Raw genomic sequence first — 18,307 nt, 5'->3', positions numbered from 1 at the left:
TAACAATTATGCGATAAATTGGGGAAAGTTTTCTCTCCCAATCTTATTTACTCTCTCATTTATTTAGTATTAACCCATTTTTAAGGAAAAATAGTGGCTATAAAAGACTGGCATGAAGACGATAGACCGCGTGAAAAGCTGCTGAAATTTGGCGCAGCGCATCTTACCGACGCAGAGATTTTAGCAATATTTTTACGTACTGGTACTCAATCACAGTCAGCTATCGAGCTTGCTCGTCATTTGATTGAGCAGTTCGGTAGCCTAGCAGAACTTTTAGCGGCGCCGCAAGAGTCTGTCCTTGCCTGTCATGGTATCGGCCCTGCCAAATATACACAGATATTAGCTTCGCTTGAGATGGGCACACGCTATTTAGATAGTCAACTTAAGACTGGTCAAGCGCTTGGGCGTTCACAGGCGGTCAAAGACTATATTAGTACGCAATTGCGCGGCGAGCATCGTGAGGTCTTTGCCGTACTCTGTCTGGATAATGCTCTAAATCTATTAAACTTTGAGATACTTTTTACTGGAGGTATCTCTTCTTGTTCAGTATGCATCAAGCACGTCCTTCGCCACGCTTTGAGCCATGCTGCCAGTCAGCTAATCGTCGCACACAATCACCCTCATACTGATGCCCAGCCTTCAACGGCTGATAACCTATTGACCTATGAGCTTAAAAAGGCCTGTGATTTACTTGATATCACTTTTATTGATCACATTATCGTTGGCCGTAACGACACTTTGTCTTATGCTGAAAACTGCCTAGCACCATTTTAGTTTATACTGTCTAACAAATGCTTTGTTTTATATGAAATGACTCAGTGAGATTGATACATATTATCGACATAGCGTAGCATTTTCGCTCTTGATAGTTTTTAAGAACTATTTCATATTGGTAGATAACTTTATTTACAATCTGTACCTTTATCGTTTATATCAGTAGTTACTTTATATTTAATGCAGTCAATACTTATCAAATGTATTAATTACTTACTATTTTAAACCAGATAAGCGATAACACTTAAAGACAGTATAAAAAATAATATTTAAAATAGTTTGTCTAACATTGGCTTTGATCATTAAATTATTACCAACTTAGCGTTTTTTATATTTCCCAATTCCCTATTCATATTTTGCCAAGGAGACAGTCATGGCGATTGGCTTATTTATTTTAGCAGTAATCATTCAGTTAGCCGTCGTCTTGGCCATATTTTTACTGTCCTTATCGCGTGTCAGCGGTAGTATCGTTGCTATCATCACCGTAATAGTTACCGCTTTTATCAGTCCATGGTCACTGATTTTAGGTATTCCGATAGTTCTGCTGTGTTTAGTACTGTTGGTCGCCCCGATGCGCCAAGCACTTATTACCAAGCCAGTCTATAAAGCACTAGGCGGTGCAATGCCAAGTATGAGTGATACTGAGCGTGAAGCACTGGACGCTGGTACTAGCTGGTGGGAAAAAGAGCTGTTTATGGGTGCGCCAAATTGGGATACCTTTGCCAACTACCCTTACCCAGAGCTGTCTGAACGCGAACAAAGTTTCATTGATAATGAAGTTGAGACCCTATGTGCAATGCTCGATGAATGGGAAATTACTCAAGATTATAAAGATCTAACGCCCCAAGCTTGGCAATTTATCAAGGCTAACGGCTTTTTGGGTTTAATTATCCCTGAAGAGTATGGTGGTTTAGATTTCAGCTCTTATGCTCAAAGTCGTGTTATGAGTAAGATTGCTTCGCGCTCGTCAACGGCTGCGGTTAGCTGCATGGTCCCAAACTCGCTCGGCCCTGGTGAGCTTTTGATGCACTATGGTACAGACGAGCAGAAGCAACGCTGGTTACCAGGACTTGCTAAAGGTGAAGAAGTTCCTTGTTTTGGTTTGACGGGTCCTGAGGCGGGCTCTGATGCAGGCGCTATCCCCGATACAGGGATAGTCTGCTACGGTATTCACGATGGCGAGTACACGCTCGGTCTGCGCATGAACTTCTCTAAACGCTGGATTACGCTTGCTCCTATCGCAACTGTCGTAGGACTGGCGTTTAAAATGCATGATCCAGAAGGCTTGCTTGGTGATCCTATCAAGACTGATTATGGTATTACTTGCGCTTTAATACCTGCTGATCACGAGGGCGTGATTATAGGCCCACGCCACTATCCTAGTGGCTCACCATTTATGAATGGTACGGTTGATGGCACTGATGTTTTTATTCCGCTAGATTATATTATCGGCGGGGTCGAGAACGCCGGTCGCGGTTGGCGGATGCTGATGGAATGTCTTGGAGTTGGACGTGGTATCTCTTTACCAGCGCTTTCAACTTCAGCGAGCGAGATGAGTTATTTATCAGTTAGTGCCTTTTCCAAAGTCCGTGAGCAATTTAAAATCTCTGTCGGTAAATTTGAAGGTGTACAAGATGCAACCAGTCGCATCGCTAGCCAAACTTATATGCTAGAGGCATTTCGTCACTTAGTTACTTGCGGATTAAATCAAGGTGGTACGCCATCAGTCATGACTGCAATGGCAAAATATTATGCGACTGAAACTATGCGTGGAGTGGTCAATGATGCTATGGATGTCGTTGGAGGCCGCGCTATCCAAATGGGCCCACGTAACTTTTTGGCGGCTCCCTATCAAGCTATTCCAGTCTCTATTACGGTTGAAGGCGCAAATATCTTGACGCGCTCACTGATGATCTTTGGTCAAGGGGCGATGCGCTGTCATCCATACCTATTTGACGAGTTGCAACTATTACAAAGTGAGGATAAAGAAGGCGCGTTAAAGCAATTTGATAACTTATTCTTTAAGCATTTAGGTTATACCTTTAATCGCGGTGCGAAAGCCTTTGTCGCAGGTTACGTTGGCGGCAGCAGCAATGCGCCAAGCTTTGCAGATAGCTTTACCCGTCCCTACTACAAGCATATTAACCGTTTAAGTGCTAGCTTTGCGCTCACTGCAGATATGGCATTAGGGTTGCTTGCTGGTGACTTAAAACGTAAAGAGATGCTCTCTGGACGCTTAGCTGACATTCATGGTCATTTATTTATTGCGACTGCTATTTTGCAATTTTATGAGCATGGCAGTAAGTCAGAAGCAGAACGTTTACATGCAGAGGTCGCCCTACAAGATAGCCTGTGTGCTATTCAAGAAGCTTTCGTCTCGTTCTTTGCAAACTTTCCTCATCGGATGGCAGCCAATGTCGTTAGCTTTGTGACGTTCCCTAGTGGACGTATCTTTACGCCAGCAAGTGATGAGCTCAAGACCAGATTGGGTGATACCTTTATGGATGATCATGAAGCCAACCCATTCCGCGACTATCTCAAAACAATGGTGTACTACAACACAGATCCTGATGATGTTACGGGCCGTATGGAACATGCTTATCAGACGCTGCTTGAAGTTGAACCATTATGGCAGAAGTTCAAAAAAGCAGAGCATGACGATAGTTTTGAAGGTTTAACCTTTGAAGATCATGTGGTGTATGCGAGTCAAAACGGTGATATTAGTGAAAGCGAGGCTGAGCAGCTCATTAAATACAATGCATTGCGCTTTGATTCTCTCCTCACCGATGTATTCGACGAGCATCTATTGCACGCACAAGAGCGTTTTAATCCACACAGTTTAGAAAATGCGGTACACCAGCTTACTGATTATGCGCAACTGAAAAACGATGCCCAAGCCAGAAACGGTATATCAGCTGATAATACTCCAACCGAAGATACTGAGCCTACTGGCGATGACAATCCAGACCACGGTTATGAGGCAGATGGCGATGTAAAAATGGTCGATGAGCAAGATACAGCTAAAGAAATCAGTGCCCAAACTGACTTTGATGAGTCGCATCCTGAAGAAGAATCTCTTGATCACCGTAGCCGTGATGCGGAGTCAACGCTTAGCGAACGTATGGGCTACAATCATAGCAAAGGTATTGATAAACAATCAGATTCAGTGGAAAGCAAACCAGTTGACAGTGATAAGGTAGAAACTGACTCTACAGAGGGTTCTAAGTGGCAAGATGGATTACGTCGCGAAGAAGATGACAAAGCATAACGATTATGCTTAAAGCCCTTTTATAAACTTTAACACGTTATCCCTAATCGACTCATAGCCTATTAATACTATCGCAAACAAGACTATCGAAAGCAAGATTACCTTATAATGGTAGTCTTGCTTTTTTTATGGCTCTTTATAAGGTAGTTAGTTGAATTATAGAATCATTATTGAAAACGATCCATTTGAAAGCAAACTGTCATACGAAACCAAATCCAAGCCTTTGTTTTTTTATTGTAAAATTCATTAATGAAAGTTAATAGATGACTGATAACGTTAAGATAATATGATAAATTAAAATTCTTAGTCAATGGTAAAGGAATTCTAATGATGAAAAATATGATTTTGCTTGCTGGTGCAGCGAGCGTCTTAACCGCATGCGCGGTACAAAACCCACCAGCAAGCGTGAGCGCGCCTAAAGCGTTGGTGGCTGACATGATCGTTACCAATGCCAAAGTAGCGGTGATGGATGATGAGAGAAGTACTGCCGAGGCGATTGCGGTAAAAGATGGCAAAGTATTACGTACAGGTAGCGATGAAGATATCCTACGTTTACGTAGTAAGGACACGCAAGTTATTGATGCGAATGGTAGAACGTTGATTCCGGGTCTTAATGACTCACATCTGCATGTGACGCGTGGTGGTCGTTTTTATAACACTGAGCTACGTTGGGACGGTGTTAAATCATTGAAAGAAGCTTTGCGAATGTTAAAAGAGCAAGCGGATAGAACGCCTGAGGGTCAGTGGGTACGTGTGATTGGTGGCTGGTCACCGCATCAGTTTGAAGAAAAACGCATGCCAACTATTGAAGAGATTAACGAAGCGACGGGTGATACCCCTACCTTTGTCTTGTATTTATACAGTCGCGGCTGGCTGAATGAAGCAGGTCTAAAAGCTTTAGATATCGATGAAAATACTAAGCCACCCAACGATCAAAGCCGTTATGAAAAAGATAAAAACGGTAAGCTGACGGGTGTACTTTTGGCTGAACCCAATGCCATGATTTTGTATAAAGTGATCGGTGCATTGCCAGCTTTATCTAAAGAAGAGATGATCAACTCGACCAAGCACTTCAATCACGAGCTCAACCGTTTTGGTCTCACTAGTGCGATTGATGCAGGCGGCGGTGGCCATACGTTCCCTGAAGACTATGAAGCTTCTAAAGCCCTAGCAACCAGTGGTGATTCATCATTGCGCATCTCATACTATTTATTCCCACAAAAAGCGGGCGAAGAGCGCGCTGCCTTTGAGAAGTGGATGGCGAACAACGAAGCCTCTGTCAATGAAGATATAGCACATGAGCACGGTTATGAATTAAAAGGTGGCGGCGAGTATATGACGTGGGCAGCCGGTGACTTTGAGAACTTTCTAGCACCCAAACCATTTATTAAAGACAATGAAGACTGGCGCGCGCAAACCAAAGAAATCATTCAAATGCATGTGAATGAAGGCTGGCCGTTTAGACAGCATTCAACCTATGGTGAAAACACTAAACTCATCGTTGACTTGGTAGATGAGATTGACCGTGAAAACAACGGCAAAATCCGTAACGATATGCGCTGGGTCATTGATCACGCAGAGACTGTGAACGATGAGACGTTGAAAGAAATTAAACGTTTAAATGGCGGAATCTCTGTTCAAAACCGGATGTCGTATGCTGGTGAATACTTCGTCGAGCGTTATGGCAAAGAAGCGGCTAGTACTGCGCCACCATTCAAAAAGATTTTTGATATGGGTATCCCGCTAGGTGCTGGTACGGATGGTACGCGAGTATCAAGCTATAACCCTTGGATTGCTTTATATTGGCTGAGCACAGGTAAGACTGTTGGGGGCACCCAGTTGTATGGCAAGGACAATGTATTATCAAGAGCAGATGCTTTGCAAGTGTATACCAAAGGCAGTGCATGGTTCTCCAATGAAGAAAAAGTAAAAGGCACGCTAGAACCTGGCATGTATGCAGACTTTGTATTGCTATCTGATGACTACTTCACCGTACCTGAAGAAAAAATCAAAGGTATCGAATCCGTATTAACGATTGTAGATGGTAAGCCAGTTTATGGTGCTAAAGAATATAAAAAGTTTGATCCAAAATTGCCTGCTGTTATCCCAAGCTGGTCACCAGTGAAGTATTACGGTGGCTTTCAAAACGCGAAATAAGTTGTTGAGGTAAATAATTTTGTCTTATGTAGAAATCGGTCTGTGCGCAGGCCGTTTTTTTTGTTTGAAACTTCCTTATTAATATATTAATCCCTACCTTATAAATATGAAGTCAGTAAAATTGAATGCAATCCACGCTGGATCGTCACTCTCATAACGTCATCTACATGGCCTAAAAGCCATTCATAAAAATTTTGTTTCATATCAGAAACAAACCGTTTAGAATAAATAATAGCTATTTTCTGGGCACATAGCTTTTATAAGCTGTCATGTCGATAGATAAATATGACTTGAATGATAAAAAAATCTTGCAGTGCCCCTAACAATTCTTTTATATTGTCCCCCAAAACATGAGACTAGAAAGAATTTAATAGGCGTAACAGGGCTCGTGATGAGAGCAGTGGTTATAATCATATTGATTTGAATACCCAGCTTATTACTGAGAGTTACGTACACCAAGGATGTAAGTTATGTGGAAAAATATGGGACTGACGGGCAAGATTATCGTTGCCATGGTGCTCGGTATTATACTGGGTTTATTTATAAATTATTCCGGACTAAACGCTGAAGGCGGCTTTGTTAATACGTATATTACCAATGGCTTCCTTGCTATCATCGGTAAGCTATTCGTTAACTCACTCAAAATGCTAGTTGTACCTTTAGTATTAATCTCTCTTATTTGCGGGGTTTGCGGTATTGGTGACATCCGCTTGCTTGGCCGCATTGGTACCAAGACTTTTCTCATCTATATGATGACGACAGCATTAGCTATTGCGACGGCCATTGGACTGGGTATCGTGTTTGGCATTGGTAAAGGCATGAACGTCGAGACCGCAGCAGAATTTGAAGCGGCCTCAGCGCCACCACTGCTTGATGTATTCTCCAATATTATCCCATCCAACCCTATCAGTGCGATGGCAAATGGCGATATGTTATCCATCATTTTCTTTGCCGTTCTAATCGGTATCAGTATCTTGATGGTTGGCAAGCCCGCTAAAGGTTTGGTACAGAGCTTGGAATTAATCAATGAAGTCATCTTAAAGATGGTGACCATCATTATGAACCTTGCTCCTTATGGTGTATTTGCACTGTTGACCAAAGCCATGGCAGAGCTGGGTTTAGATCTTATTTGGTCATTATTGGGTTATGTTGCCGTACTGGTTGGCTCACTGGCTTTCCATTTCTTTATTACGATGATGATCGTGCTCAAGCTATTCTCAGGTTTATCAATCAAGACCTTTTTGGCAAAAATGCGCGAAGTTCAGATTTTTGCATTTAGTACTTCAAGCTCGAATGCCACCATTCCGATTACCTTGCGTACAGTCACCAAGCGTATGGGTGTTAATAACTCAGTCGCTTCGTTTACCGTTCCTTTTGGTGCAACCATCAACATGGATGGTACGGCTATCATGCAAGGGACAGCGACCATTTTCATTGCCAATATTTACGGTATTGATTTGGGCGTGACCGAATATCTGACTGTTATCTTAATGTCGGTATTGGCCTCTATCGGTACTGCTGGTGTACCGGGCGTTGGCTTGATTATGCTATCTATGGTATTTGCCCAAGTCGGCTTACCTATTGAAGGTATTGGCCTTATCTTAGGTGTGGATCGTATCTTAGATATGTTACGTACCGCAGTAAACGTTGGTGGCGATGCAGCAGTGACCGCTATTGTGGCAAAATCAGAAAATAAAATGGACGTTGCTATCTATAACGATCCTAATGCTGGTGCCAAAGACGTATTTGATGGTCATATCGATGAAGACAACGAGCGTGAGTTCTCTGAAGTCTTTAGCGATGGCTTGATGGGTAGTGAATATGATGATGTTGATCGTCGTCGCTAACCCTTAACATTGAATAGATATAAAAAACCTCAGTCAAATTGGCTGAGGTTTTTTGTTGGGATAATCCACATAAAGATGTTGTACATTATGGGAAGATTAGCCAAGCATGTACTTAGTCAGCATGGCTAAGCATACCAGCACAATCATCGGACGAATTAGCCTACTGCCACCCTTGACCACCATATGTGAGCCAAAATAAGCCCCTATCGTTTGTCCAACCATCATTGCCAGACCTACTTTCCACAAGACATTACCGCCCAAAATGAAGAAAATCAGCGAGCCAATATTGGTAGATAAGTTCAAGACCTTTGCCGCACCTGTCGCTTCGATAATCTGACGACCACGTAGAGCGACATTACCAAGCGCAAAGAACATACCAGTTCCCGGGCCAATATAACCATCATAAAAACCAATTAAAGGCGCAACGACTTTTTGCCATTTACCTTCTGAGATGCGCGGTGCTGCTTCTACTTCACCAAGCCTAGGTGCAAATAAGGTATAAATACCAATAGCAGCAATCAAGAAAGGAATCAGCTTTTCGAGCAAGTCAGGCGGAGACATCTGCACGGCGATAGTACCGATAACAGAACCGATGAACGCGGCAATAATAGCGACCTTGATACGCTGAGGCTTGACGACACCTTTTCTAATCATCGTAATAGAGGCAGCAAGCGCGCCTGAGGCTGCTTGTAGCTTATTAGTACCAAGTGTCAGCACTGGCGGGATATTGGCCAGTAGCATAGCTGGTATGGTCAACAGTCCACCGCCACCCGCGATAGCATCAATAAAGCCAGCAAGCGCGGCTACCGCAGTGAGCATCAAAATAATTTCTAGGGATAACGATAAGTCCATGAAACTGACCTTGTAATAATATTCTAATAAAAACAACAGTAAGCGCTAGACTATTAGCCTAGAGCTCATTAACATCAACATGAATATCAAAATAGAATAAAGAGTAAGTTGAGAGTTTTATTGAAAAGCAGTTAATTCACAAATAGATGCGGCCCATTATAGAGTTAAAACTATAAAAAAAACCAAAACGTAACAAAGTCTGCTAGATTTACTAGTTAGTATCCGCCTACTGAGCGGTAAACACTATCTGTCTATGGGCACTATCATGTCACGGCATTATATTTTATGATGGCGGTCGCAAAACTATCTAGAAAAATAGCTAGACTGTCATATCCTAATAATGGCTGTTGCGAGTATCTATAGCAAAACATAGAATACCTTATAGCAATAAAAAAACTTCAAGGAAGAAGTCTTTAGGCCAAAGATATTTAACTGGTCGTAGTAGCGCTATCAATCATATTATTGTCTTTATATCGCCTGTCATGACCTTGCGCGGTAGACTGATATATATTGTTTAACGCATTTTATTGTTTATATTGATGAAATTATGAGAAACTGAAGCGAGCTATCCGTAATATTACGTAGTTGATAGATAGGCGTTTGAGTTTACTGTACGTATTTAGCAAATGAGGATGATATGGCAATACGAAGGGTTAAAGCGTTTTTTGAATTTGAGGCAGCAGGCGGTATTGTCTTAGCGTTGGCGGCTATTGCTGCAATGATTATTGCCAACTCCCCCCTTAGTGTTTGGTATCAAGGTTTTATTCATGCACCCGTCGCCATTCAAATTGGCGACTTTGCAATTGCCAAAGACGCTCATCATTGGATAAATGATGGTCTCATGGCGATTTTCTTTTTCTTAGTCGGACTTGAGCTCAAACGCGAAGTGCTCATTGGCGAGTTATCTAACGTTAAGCAGATTATATTACCTGCTGGTGCTGCATTAGGCGGCATGATTATGCCAGCCATTGTCTATCTAATGTTCAACTATAGTGAGCCTGAGTTTTGGAAAGGCTGGGCAATTCCAGCAGCAACTGATATTGCGTTTGCTCTCGGTATTTTGAGTCTTTTAGGTAACCGCGTACCCAACTCATTAAAAGTGTTTTTAGTATCAATTGCTATCTTTGATGATATTGGGGCGATTTTAATCATCGCTTTGTTTTATACCAATGACTTATCACTAGAGTCATTAGCGGTCGCGGGCTTGTGTTTGCCTTTCTTATATTTACTTAATCGTCGCAACGTCACCAGCATTACGCCTTATCTGCTCATCGGTGTCATTATGTGGATTGCGGTACTCAAATCCGGTATTCATGCGACTTTAGCAGGGGTGGTTTTAGCACTATTTATTCCTATGTTCGACCGTACTGATCCTGAACACTCACCGCTTGAAGAGCTAGAACATGATTTACATAATACCGTTGCCTTTGGTATTCTGCCATTATTTGCCTTTGCCAACTCCGGTATATCGCTAAAAGGTGCAGGTCTTGCTGAGCTATTCCATTCAGTGCCACTTGGTATTGCCGCAGGTCTATTCATCGGTAAGCAGATAGGCGTTATGGTCATGTGCTGGTTGATCTTTAAACTTGGTATCTCAACCATGCCAAGAGGTATGAATTACAAGCAAATCTATGGTGCCGCTTTACTGTGCGGTGTTGGCTTTACTATGAGCTTATTTATCGGTGGCTTGGCATTTGCTGGCGATACCACGCTATTCGATGAACGTTTAGGCATCATTATGGGCTCGATCGTATCTGGTATTGCTGGTTACATCATGCTAAAACTAAGCTTAAAAGATAGTGTCAGCGGGACATCAGTGGATTTAACTCGTCATTGATATTTGTACCAAAGGTTTGGATATAGGCAGTAACTATTATGAGTCTTATGATATAAATTGAGCTTCATAATGCGCTAACAGTTTATAACAACTGTTAGCGCATTTGATTATCAGTAGCGCCAGCTATGATGGTACATTATAAATATGAAACCCAAAACTCCTTCTAAAAGTGATACCGACATCTCTAATGAGCAGCTTATACAGCATAAAAAATCTGTAGCGAGCTATCAGCGTCATGGGCGTACTACTGCCATTACAGATCATAGTGATCTACAAGTCCTACGCCGTATCAGGCGTTACTTGCTACCTAAAGACTTCACTATCTCGCAAGATTTATTAGAGGAGATAGTAGCTGGTTACGATATTGGTGATCCGCTGGCGGATGCGTTGACGGCTGATGGGATTCGCTTTGGCCGTCCGCTACAGAATTTGATAGTCGATGGTAACGTAAATCCTAGTATCAATATTGACCTTACTACTAACCCATCATTTAGCTCATTAACTGAGCAATTTAGCAGTCACCCTGATTGGTTTAATCCCAAGCTTGCGCAAATTGGTGCGGTCGCCTATCGCCGTTATCCGCTGATGCTCATTTGGCTACTGCGTAACGTTGCACTAATGGCAGGCTACAGCATCCCTGCTCTCTCGCTACCGCTCATTCAGACCGGTGCCTTGATGCATGACGCTCTACCACGCTTGATGCGTACCTACGCTTATATCCTAGCGGTATCTGAACACCCACAACTAGACCCTAGCGCGCATCATCACAATAATAAACGAAAGCCAATTGACCAAGTATTAGCGATCGGCTCTGAGGGCTGGCGCCAGTCAATCAATGTACGTCAGATTCATACACTAGTACGCCAAAACTTGCTTAAAGGTAAAGGCAATGCTGCCGCAGGCGTCATACCAAATGCCGATCAACATCATAATCCTGATGGTACTTGGAATACGGCCTATTGGGGTATCCCCATTAATCAGACAGATATGATTGCGACTCACTTGCAGTTTTCACTATTAATTATGCGTGGATTGCAGCTGCTGGGAGCACGGATTAGCACAGAAGAAGCTGAGGGCATCTTGCATCTGTGGAATCTTGCCAGCTACTGGATGGGTGTTGATTTGCAGCGTTTGCCAAAAGGTGAAGCCGCCTGCTGGGAATGGCTTTATACCTATTTATCCATTCAGCAGCTTGACTTTAAAATGGGCAGACCGCTTGCCAAAGCCTTGCACGATTTGCCACGCCAGCTAATGGGTGAGGACAATCGACGTGGACGCTTCGTTGAGATGGTTAATGCTAGTGTGACACGCACCATAGTCGGTGATGATGTTGGTGATGGACTACAATTGCCCAAATCAAAGATACGTTTTGGGGTACTGTCATCAGTGCCTATCTTGTTCGCTCTTGATACGGCTCGCCAACACAATAGCGCCGTTGCTGACAAGCTTGAGCAGTTCCGCGCTAAGCGCCAAGATAATATGAACTGGTGGCTTAAGAAAAACGATGACTACTATAAATAAAAAACATAGCTCAAGAATATTATTAGTAGTAAATAGAATATCCTGAACCATTATCAATAGCGTCGACAATAACTATAATAAATCCACAAAAAGCGTGTTTGGTGATGCTCTGTGTTAAAGGGTTCTACGTCAAATAAGTGTGTATTAAACGGTTAGACGCTATAAGACTATAACCTTCACAGCCTTGTGTTTTGTATACGATAATACCATTCAAGCTGCCGATCAAACCCAGTTTCTAGTAGGCTGGCAATGACGCGTCCCGTCAGACCCCACACTGTTTCACCCTCCACTTGCCAGCTGGGTGTGAGTATGGTCGAGGTTTCATCCTGCATCGTGTACTCTACCGAATATTCTACGGTTGGCTGCGTGAGTAACGTTTCAAAATCTGCCCAAAAGATGCGCGATATCTCCCCCATCTCAGGCACCAACACTAAGCCTGGAGCAATGAGAGCTACGATTGGGCGCACACTCATGCCACTTTTAGAGGTTTGAATAGGTAATTGACCGAGCAGCTGTACTTTATTTGGCGGTAGTGCAGTCTCCTCACAAGCTTCACGTAAGGCGGTGACGACATTATTGCCATCGCCTATTTCATACTTACCACCAGCGCATGACACTTCCCCGGCGTGACTATTCATGTGTGCAGCGCGGCGCGTTAGTAGCAGCTTTGGATGGCGCTCATGGGTGATGGCGACCAGTATCGAGGCATCAGCAATCGGTGTCTGATATAGACTGTCTAAAATTCGAGCACTTTGAGAGGTATTGTAAGAGCTATACATCGCTGGACTGGTGACTGCATTTAAGGTCTCATGCTGCACCCGCTCAGCCAACTTTCTGAGTGTAGGTTGACGAATCAACGTTGGTACAACGACTGACAGTTCATCAAAACTTGCAGACTGCGGATGTATTAACATTATAATCGGCCTATATTTTTATCAGTATTAAGTGTCGTTAAGAAGTTTTATTAAGAAGTGTCACTAAGTTAGGTTATCCATAAAAAAGTCTCAAAAAGAAGACTTATCATGAATCAAGTAGCTAAATTTATCAGTATATTATTTAGGAAACGCTAGTGAATAAGATTTTTTCATTAAATAAGATGCAAGGCAAAATCGATGACTGCCCCCAACGATTACCCTTATTTATTATTGGGCTTGCTTGGCTAGGCGGTACGCTGGCAACAGCAGCACTGGCCTTAATTGGTAGTTGGCAAAATGTCGCCATGATTTTGGGCTCATTTGGCGCTAGCTGTCTGCTTATTTTTGCTTATCCAGAAAGCCCGTTTGCTCAACCTAGAAACATCGTTGGTGGTCATTTTATTACCACTTTCACTGGTTTATCTTTTATGTCTATATTCGGTATTGAGTGGTGGAGCTTGGCACTCGCTGTCGGTACTGCTATTGCCCTCATGCTACTGTTTCGAGTACCGCACCCGCCAGCAGGTTCAAACCCATTAATCGTCATGCTTGGCGGTGTTAAGTGGCACTTTTTAATTACACCAACTTTGATAGGTGCACTCGCCTTAGTAGTCGTTGCCTTGATTTATAACAACATCGGCAGAGGCAGGCATTATCCTAGGTATTGGTAGTTTCGCTAAGCTATATACTAGCTTTTATCATAGCCTAAATTAGCGCTGTCTAGTCACCACTACGTAAGCTTTACGTGACTGGCTGTTCTTAAACAGGGCAGTCATACCCTAGTATATTAACGACTTTTAATTTAAGGCATGTTTGCTCTATTGCTGATAAATGACGTGTTCATGTTACCAACATTCAGCACCGCGCTGTTTTATGCTATCTTAAGATAAAGTTTAGAACTAGAATTATATCTTGTGGTTATACTTATAAAAGCACCACACCGATAAACATATTCAAAAAATCAAAAAACCACTTATCTCTCTTGTTATTTCATCAAAATAAGGCAGTTGATATGCGCTATTGTCTAGAATGCGGTCATGAAGCAGAACGCAAAATACCAGCTACTGATAATATACCGCGCTTGGTATGCCCAAATTGTGGTTATATTCATTACGAAAACCCAAAAGTAATTTGTGGCTCCTTGGTAGTGTATAAAGACAGAGTACTGCTATGCCGCCGCGCTATCGAACCTCAATATGGTTTATGGACCATACCGGCCGGCTTTATGGAAAACGGCGAAACGATGGCTGAAGGCGCAGCACGCGAGAGCTTTGAAGAAGCTGATGCGGTGGTAATCAATCCGAATTTATACTGCATTTATGATATTCCAGATATTGGTCAAATCTACAGTATATATTTGACCGATCTAAAGGATGGTGCCTACGGTATCGGCTCTGAAAGCCTTGATTGTGCATTATTTAGTGAAGAAGACATTCCATGGGATACCATTGCTTTTGAAGCAGTACGTCGCACCTTGACAAGCTATTTTGCTGATCGTAAGCAGTTTAATGAGCTGTCCGACTTCCCTATTCATCAAGATCTTATCGGTAAGGATCAAAGTATTAAACGCTATTAAATTGTATACGAAATAGCAAAAGCCAAGCATTACGCTTGGCTTTTTTTGCATTAGCTCTTCTGTAATAAAGCCTCTTAGCTTTTAATTTTGCAAACCTTAAAGTCTAAGTTTTTGATCTCATCTTCTTTATCATATGGCGCGAGTACCGCACGCACATGTTTTTGCCCTTGCAAGTATTGCTTGGCCACGCGCTGCAAGTCATCGACCGTCACTGCCAAAATCGATGCACGCATTTTACGTTGCCAGTCTGCACCGCGATTATGCAGGTCAGCAAAACAAGCTTTAACAGCTTCGCCTGCTGGAGAGCCTGGCTTATCCATACCTGAGATAATCCCTAAGATAGCTTCTTCTAACTGCTCATCTGTTTGTGGCTCATTCAGTAACCATTCGATACTGGCATCGAAATGTGCAAAAGTTTCGGCACAATACGGATCACGATAGCTAAAAAACTTAAACGAGCAAGCATTGGCATCGTAACCAGCACCGCCACCATAAGCACCACCGCGCTCACGGATAGCACTGTGCAGATAACCATTACGCAGATAAGGCGCTAACACCATTAGTGCTGCCGTATCTGGATGGTCAGCAGCTGGAACGGTATAGGCACTAGCATTATGATAGACGTTGGTCGGAACTAGCCAAGCCAAATCTTCAACATCGACAGTAGTACCACTTTCTAGTGCTCTGACCGCGTCTTTTTCACCATTCAAAGCTGAATCTAATTTTAAATCCGCAAACTCGCTTGGGATATTATCTTCAATACCAGCATCAGAACCTTTCAGCTTTTCAGCCAGCTCTGGTGCACGGCTGTCTTTCCAGCTATCGATAATCAAGTTGCTTAAGCGTTCGGTTTGCTCCGCTTCACAAATGATAACGGCATGTTTGGGTAAGCTAATTAAACGCTGATGTAAGTCCATCAAACTAGTTGCCAGCTGATCCCATTGCGCATCATCTTGACTGGCATGCGTCAAAAACTCTTTAAGCGCATTAAGTGCCGGCAAGCCACTGCGTACATACTCTAGCTGCGCTTGACGACTCATACCGCGACTGGCAGTTTGCATCGCATAAGCATGTCCTGAGCCCGCAAGGTTTGACTGCCAGCCTGCTTGACGCTGCTGCAAGATCTCTTTGATACGATCATGCTCAGTAAAGACGCTATGCTCCATCACTTCTTTGAGTAAATCAATGGCTTCAGGTTTACGATTAAGCGCGCGCGTTGCTACTACAAAGTAGCTGCTAATTGATTGGCTATCATCAATGTCCGTGCGCTGGCTGATACGCGCCGTCACCCCTGATGAATGCGCTGCTTGCTTAGCTTGCAGCTCATGAGCACTCAAAGAGTCCGTACCTAGCTCAGACAGCAAGCTTAAATATATAGGCAATAGCGGATGATTAATGACTTCATTAACTGGTAACTCACTTGTATCCTCATGACCAATCGCATTCGTCAACGGCACAATCACTTGATAATAATATAAGCCATTGGTGCCCGCTTCATATTCAAATAAAGTACTGTCTTGCCCGCTTAAACGCACTTGTTTTTGCGTGCCTTGCTTAAAGCTGATATCCGTCGGTACGTCTTCCAAACCAACTTTTGGTAATAAACTTAAATCATCCGGTGCAGTTTGACGCGCTGCTAAATCCAACGCCTGTTTATGCAGGATATCTTTATCATCAGCCGTCAGATCCATCGCGATAGTATCGAGACGGGTCTGCTCAGCTGCTACAAGACGAGCTGATTTTTCACTATCCGGCGTGAGCGTCACGCGTACTCGGTGATTATTATCGAGTAGATGCTGTTTAATTAAATTAGGCAACCACTGCTCATCTTTTACCTGTTCACGCAGCCATTGTAGATGCTCGTCCACTTCCCACACATCGATAGGATTGCCATCATGTATCGCTGTACTAAAGCCTTCTAACATCAAATTCAGACCATAAGGCATGCTATCACCGCCGATATGACGTTGATCAATCTCAATCTGATGTAGGATGGTTTCAATAGTTTCATCATCGATTGGTGTACTAGCAACTTTAGCCAGCAAGTCCATAATGCCCTGCTCTACCGCATCGGCATGCTCAGGGTTTGAACCACGTAATCCAGTATAAAAGACCATCTCATAATGGCTGTCGTCCAGTCCTAATAACGGACTTGGCGAGGTTCCTAGCGGATGACTATCCAGATACGCACGCAACGGCGAACCAGAATGCTCAATCAACACCCCTTCTAACAAACGTAATGCAAGGCGCTGTTTGGGATCGGTAATCGACGGTAGTAACCATGCAACCACATGATGGGTTTGATCAGGGCCAGCTTCGTCAGCAGTATAAGTATCTGTGGCACTAATCGGCGCAGACAAACGCTGCTCCGGACGCGAGACGTGTTTTTTACCTGCTTCAAACTGAATCAAAGCATCTTCATGTATTTTTGCTTGAGTCTCAGCAACCGGAATATTACCAAAGCTCATGATGATACTGTTCGATGGATGATAATGGCTTTGATGAAACTCAACCAACTCATGATGCGTCAGATCAGGAATATCAGCAGGATCGCCACCTGAATTATAGTGATACGTCGTCGTTGGGAATAAATGATGAGCGACCGCATGATAGAGCTGATCAATCTCACCGCTCATGGCACCTTTCATCTCATTAAAGACGATACCTTTAAACTGCGGCTTATCATTTTCGTCTAATTCTACGCGAATACCTTCTTGAGCAAAGTCGAGCGGGTGAATATTGGGGAAAAATGACGCATCAAGATACACGGCAAGCAAGTTAAAGTAATCGTTTTCGTTTTGGGTGGCATACGGATACGCTGTCCAATCGGCAGCGGTCATCGCATTCATAAAAGTATTGAGCGAGCGCTTAATCATTGAAAAGAATGGATCACGTACTGGGAACTTCTCAGAACCACATAAAGCAACATGCTCTAAAATATGTGCCTCGCCTTTTGAATCCATTGGCTGGGTACGAAAGCCGACCAAAAAGGCATTTTCATCACTTGCATGCGCCAAATGATAGTGCATCGCTCCCGTTTTGACATGCTGACTGATCAGCACATCCATTGATAGCGCCTCAATATGGCGATGCTCAATCAGCTCAAATGCTGGATGCAAAGTTAAGTCAGCGGTAAATGGCGTGTCAGTCATAGTTGTCCTTAAAGCTCATAATGTAAATAATACCCTTACGAGCAGGGTAAATAGATTGATAAAAATTGTCGTTATAAAAAATGTTGTACAGTGGTTATAAGTTATACAGTGTTTATAAATAGTCAGCTCTTATAAAAGAGTTGAACCTCAAAATTATTCTGGGAATTTTTTAAATTTAATCATTTAAAATAATTGGCCTAGCGCTAATAGATGGGGCTCGCACATTGATAAGTCAAGTCAGCAGGAGACAAACTATGACTATGAGCAGTTTAACGAAGGCTTGATGAACATTTATTAATTGTGCAACAACTACTTAACAACGACCACCTCATTCATAACCATCCTCACAACCGAACCCACACAATTACCACAACTAAAATATGGATTTAACCTTAACAAAGATGTTCAG

General features: G+C 42.9%; 11 protein-coding genes. 8 read left to right on the top strand and 3 right to left on the bottom strand.

The genetic code is table 11. The features are described 5' to 3' along the window. Positions 1 to 93: 93 nt before the first annotated feature. The 4 genes from radC (at position 94) to ACTQ9S_RS03245 (ending at position 8,046) form a co-directional block, all read left to right on the top strand. Positions 94 to 774, top strand: coding sequence for a RadC family protein (radC, locus tag ACTQ9S_RS03260; protein ID WP_440453743.1), 681 nt, complete (start codon positions 94 to 96; stop codon positions 772 to 774). Between the two features lie 373 nt (positions 775 to 1,147). Then, positions 1,148 to 4,042, top strand: a complete 2,895-nt coding sequence (locus tag ACTQ9S_RS03255) for an acyl-CoA dehydrogenase (protein WP_440453741.1) — start codon at positions 1,148 to 1,150, stop codon at positions 4,040 to 4,042. A gap of 327 nt (positions 4,043 to 4,369) precedes the next feature. After that, positions 4,370 to 6,199, top strand: a complete 1,830-nt coding sequence (locus ACTQ9S_RS03250; RefSeq protein ID WP_440453739.1) for an amidohydrolase — start codon at positions 4,370 to 4,372, stop codon at positions 6,197 to 6,199. Between the two features lie 470 nt (positions 6,200 to 6,669). Continuing rightward, on the top strand, positions 6,670 to 8,046 hold the full coding sequence (locus ACTQ9S_RS03245; protein WP_440453737.1) for a dicarboxylate/amino acid:cation symporter: 1,377 nt from the start codon (positions 6,670 to 6,672) through the stop codon (positions 8,044 to 8,046). A gap of 96 nt (positions 8,047 to 8,142) precedes the next feature. Here the strand turns inward: ACTQ9S_RS03245 and ACTQ9S_RS03240 are convergent, their stop codons facing one another. After that, positions 8,143 to 8,898 carry a TSUP family transporter gene (locus ACTQ9S_RS03240; RefSeq protein WP_068329425.1) on the bottom strand — a complete coding sequence of 252 codons (756 nt, stop codon included), beginning with the start codon at positions 8,896 to 8,898 and terminating at the stop codon, positions 8,143 to 8,145. Between the two features lie 637 nt (positions 8,899 to 9,535). Here ACTQ9S_RS03240 and nhaA point away from each other — a divergent pair. Continuing rightward, positions 9,536 to 10,735, top strand: coding sequence for a Na+/H+ antiporter NhaA (gene nhaA / locus ACTQ9S_RS03235; RefSeq protein WP_068037834.1), 1,200 nt, complete (start codon positions 9,536 to 9,538; stop codon positions 10,733 to 10,735). A gap of 144 nt (positions 10,736 to 10,879) precedes the next feature. Further along, on the top strand, positions 10,880 to 12,256 hold the full coding sequence (locus ACTQ9S_RS03230) for an oxygenase MpaB family protein (protein WP_440453735.1): 1,377 nt from the start codon (positions 10,880 to 10,882) through the stop codon (positions 12,254 to 12,256). 176 nt (positions 12,257 to 12,432) lie between these two features. Here the strand turns inward: ACTQ9S_RS03230 and ACTQ9S_RS03225 are convergent, their stop codons facing one another. After that, positions 12,433 to 13,170: an NUDIX hydrolase gene (locus ACTQ9S_RS03225; RefSeq protein WP_068329431.1), complete on the bottom strand. Its 738-nt coding sequence runs from the start codon at positions 13,168 to 13,170 to the stop codon at positions 12,433 to 12,435. A 155-nt stretch (positions 13,171 to 13,325) separates the two neighbouring features. Here ACTQ9S_RS03225 and ACTQ9S_RS03220 point away from each other — a divergent pair, with 155 nt between their 5' ends. Together ACTQ9S_RS03220 and ACTQ9S_RS03215 are read left to right on the top strand one after the other, a co-directional pair. Then, positions 13,326 to 13,841 (top strand): HPP family protein, encoded by a 516-nt coding sequence (locus ACTQ9S_RS03220; RefSeq protein ID WP_228138862.1) that lies wholly within the window; start codon positions 13,326 to 13,328, stop codon positions 13,839 to 13,841. A gap of 341 nt (positions 13,842 to 14,182) precedes the next feature. Further along, complete coding sequence (locus ACTQ9S_RS03215; protein ID WP_440453733.1) at positions 14,183 to 14,746, top strand: NUDIX hydrolase; 564 nt, start codon at positions 14,183 to 14,185, stop codon at positions 14,744 to 14,746. Positions 14,747 to 14,820: 74 nt separating this feature from the next. Here the strand turns inward: ACTQ9S_RS03215 and ACTQ9S_RS03210 are convergent, their stop codons facing one another. Beyond that, complete coding sequence (locus ACTQ9S_RS03210; protein ID WP_440453732.1) at positions 14,821 to 17,898, bottom strand: insulinase family protein; 3,078 nt, start codon at positions 17,896 to 17,898, stop codon at positions 14,821 to 14,823. Positions 17,899 to 18,307: the final 409 nt, after the last annotated feature.

It is taken from the genome of Psychrobacter sp. ASPA161_9 (assembly GCF_051970275.1).
Taxonomy (GTDB): Bacteria; Pseudomonadota; Gammaproteobacteria; order Pseudomonadales; family Moraxellaceae; genus Psychrobacter.
This window is presented reverse-complemented; position numbering and strand designations above follow the sequence as displayed.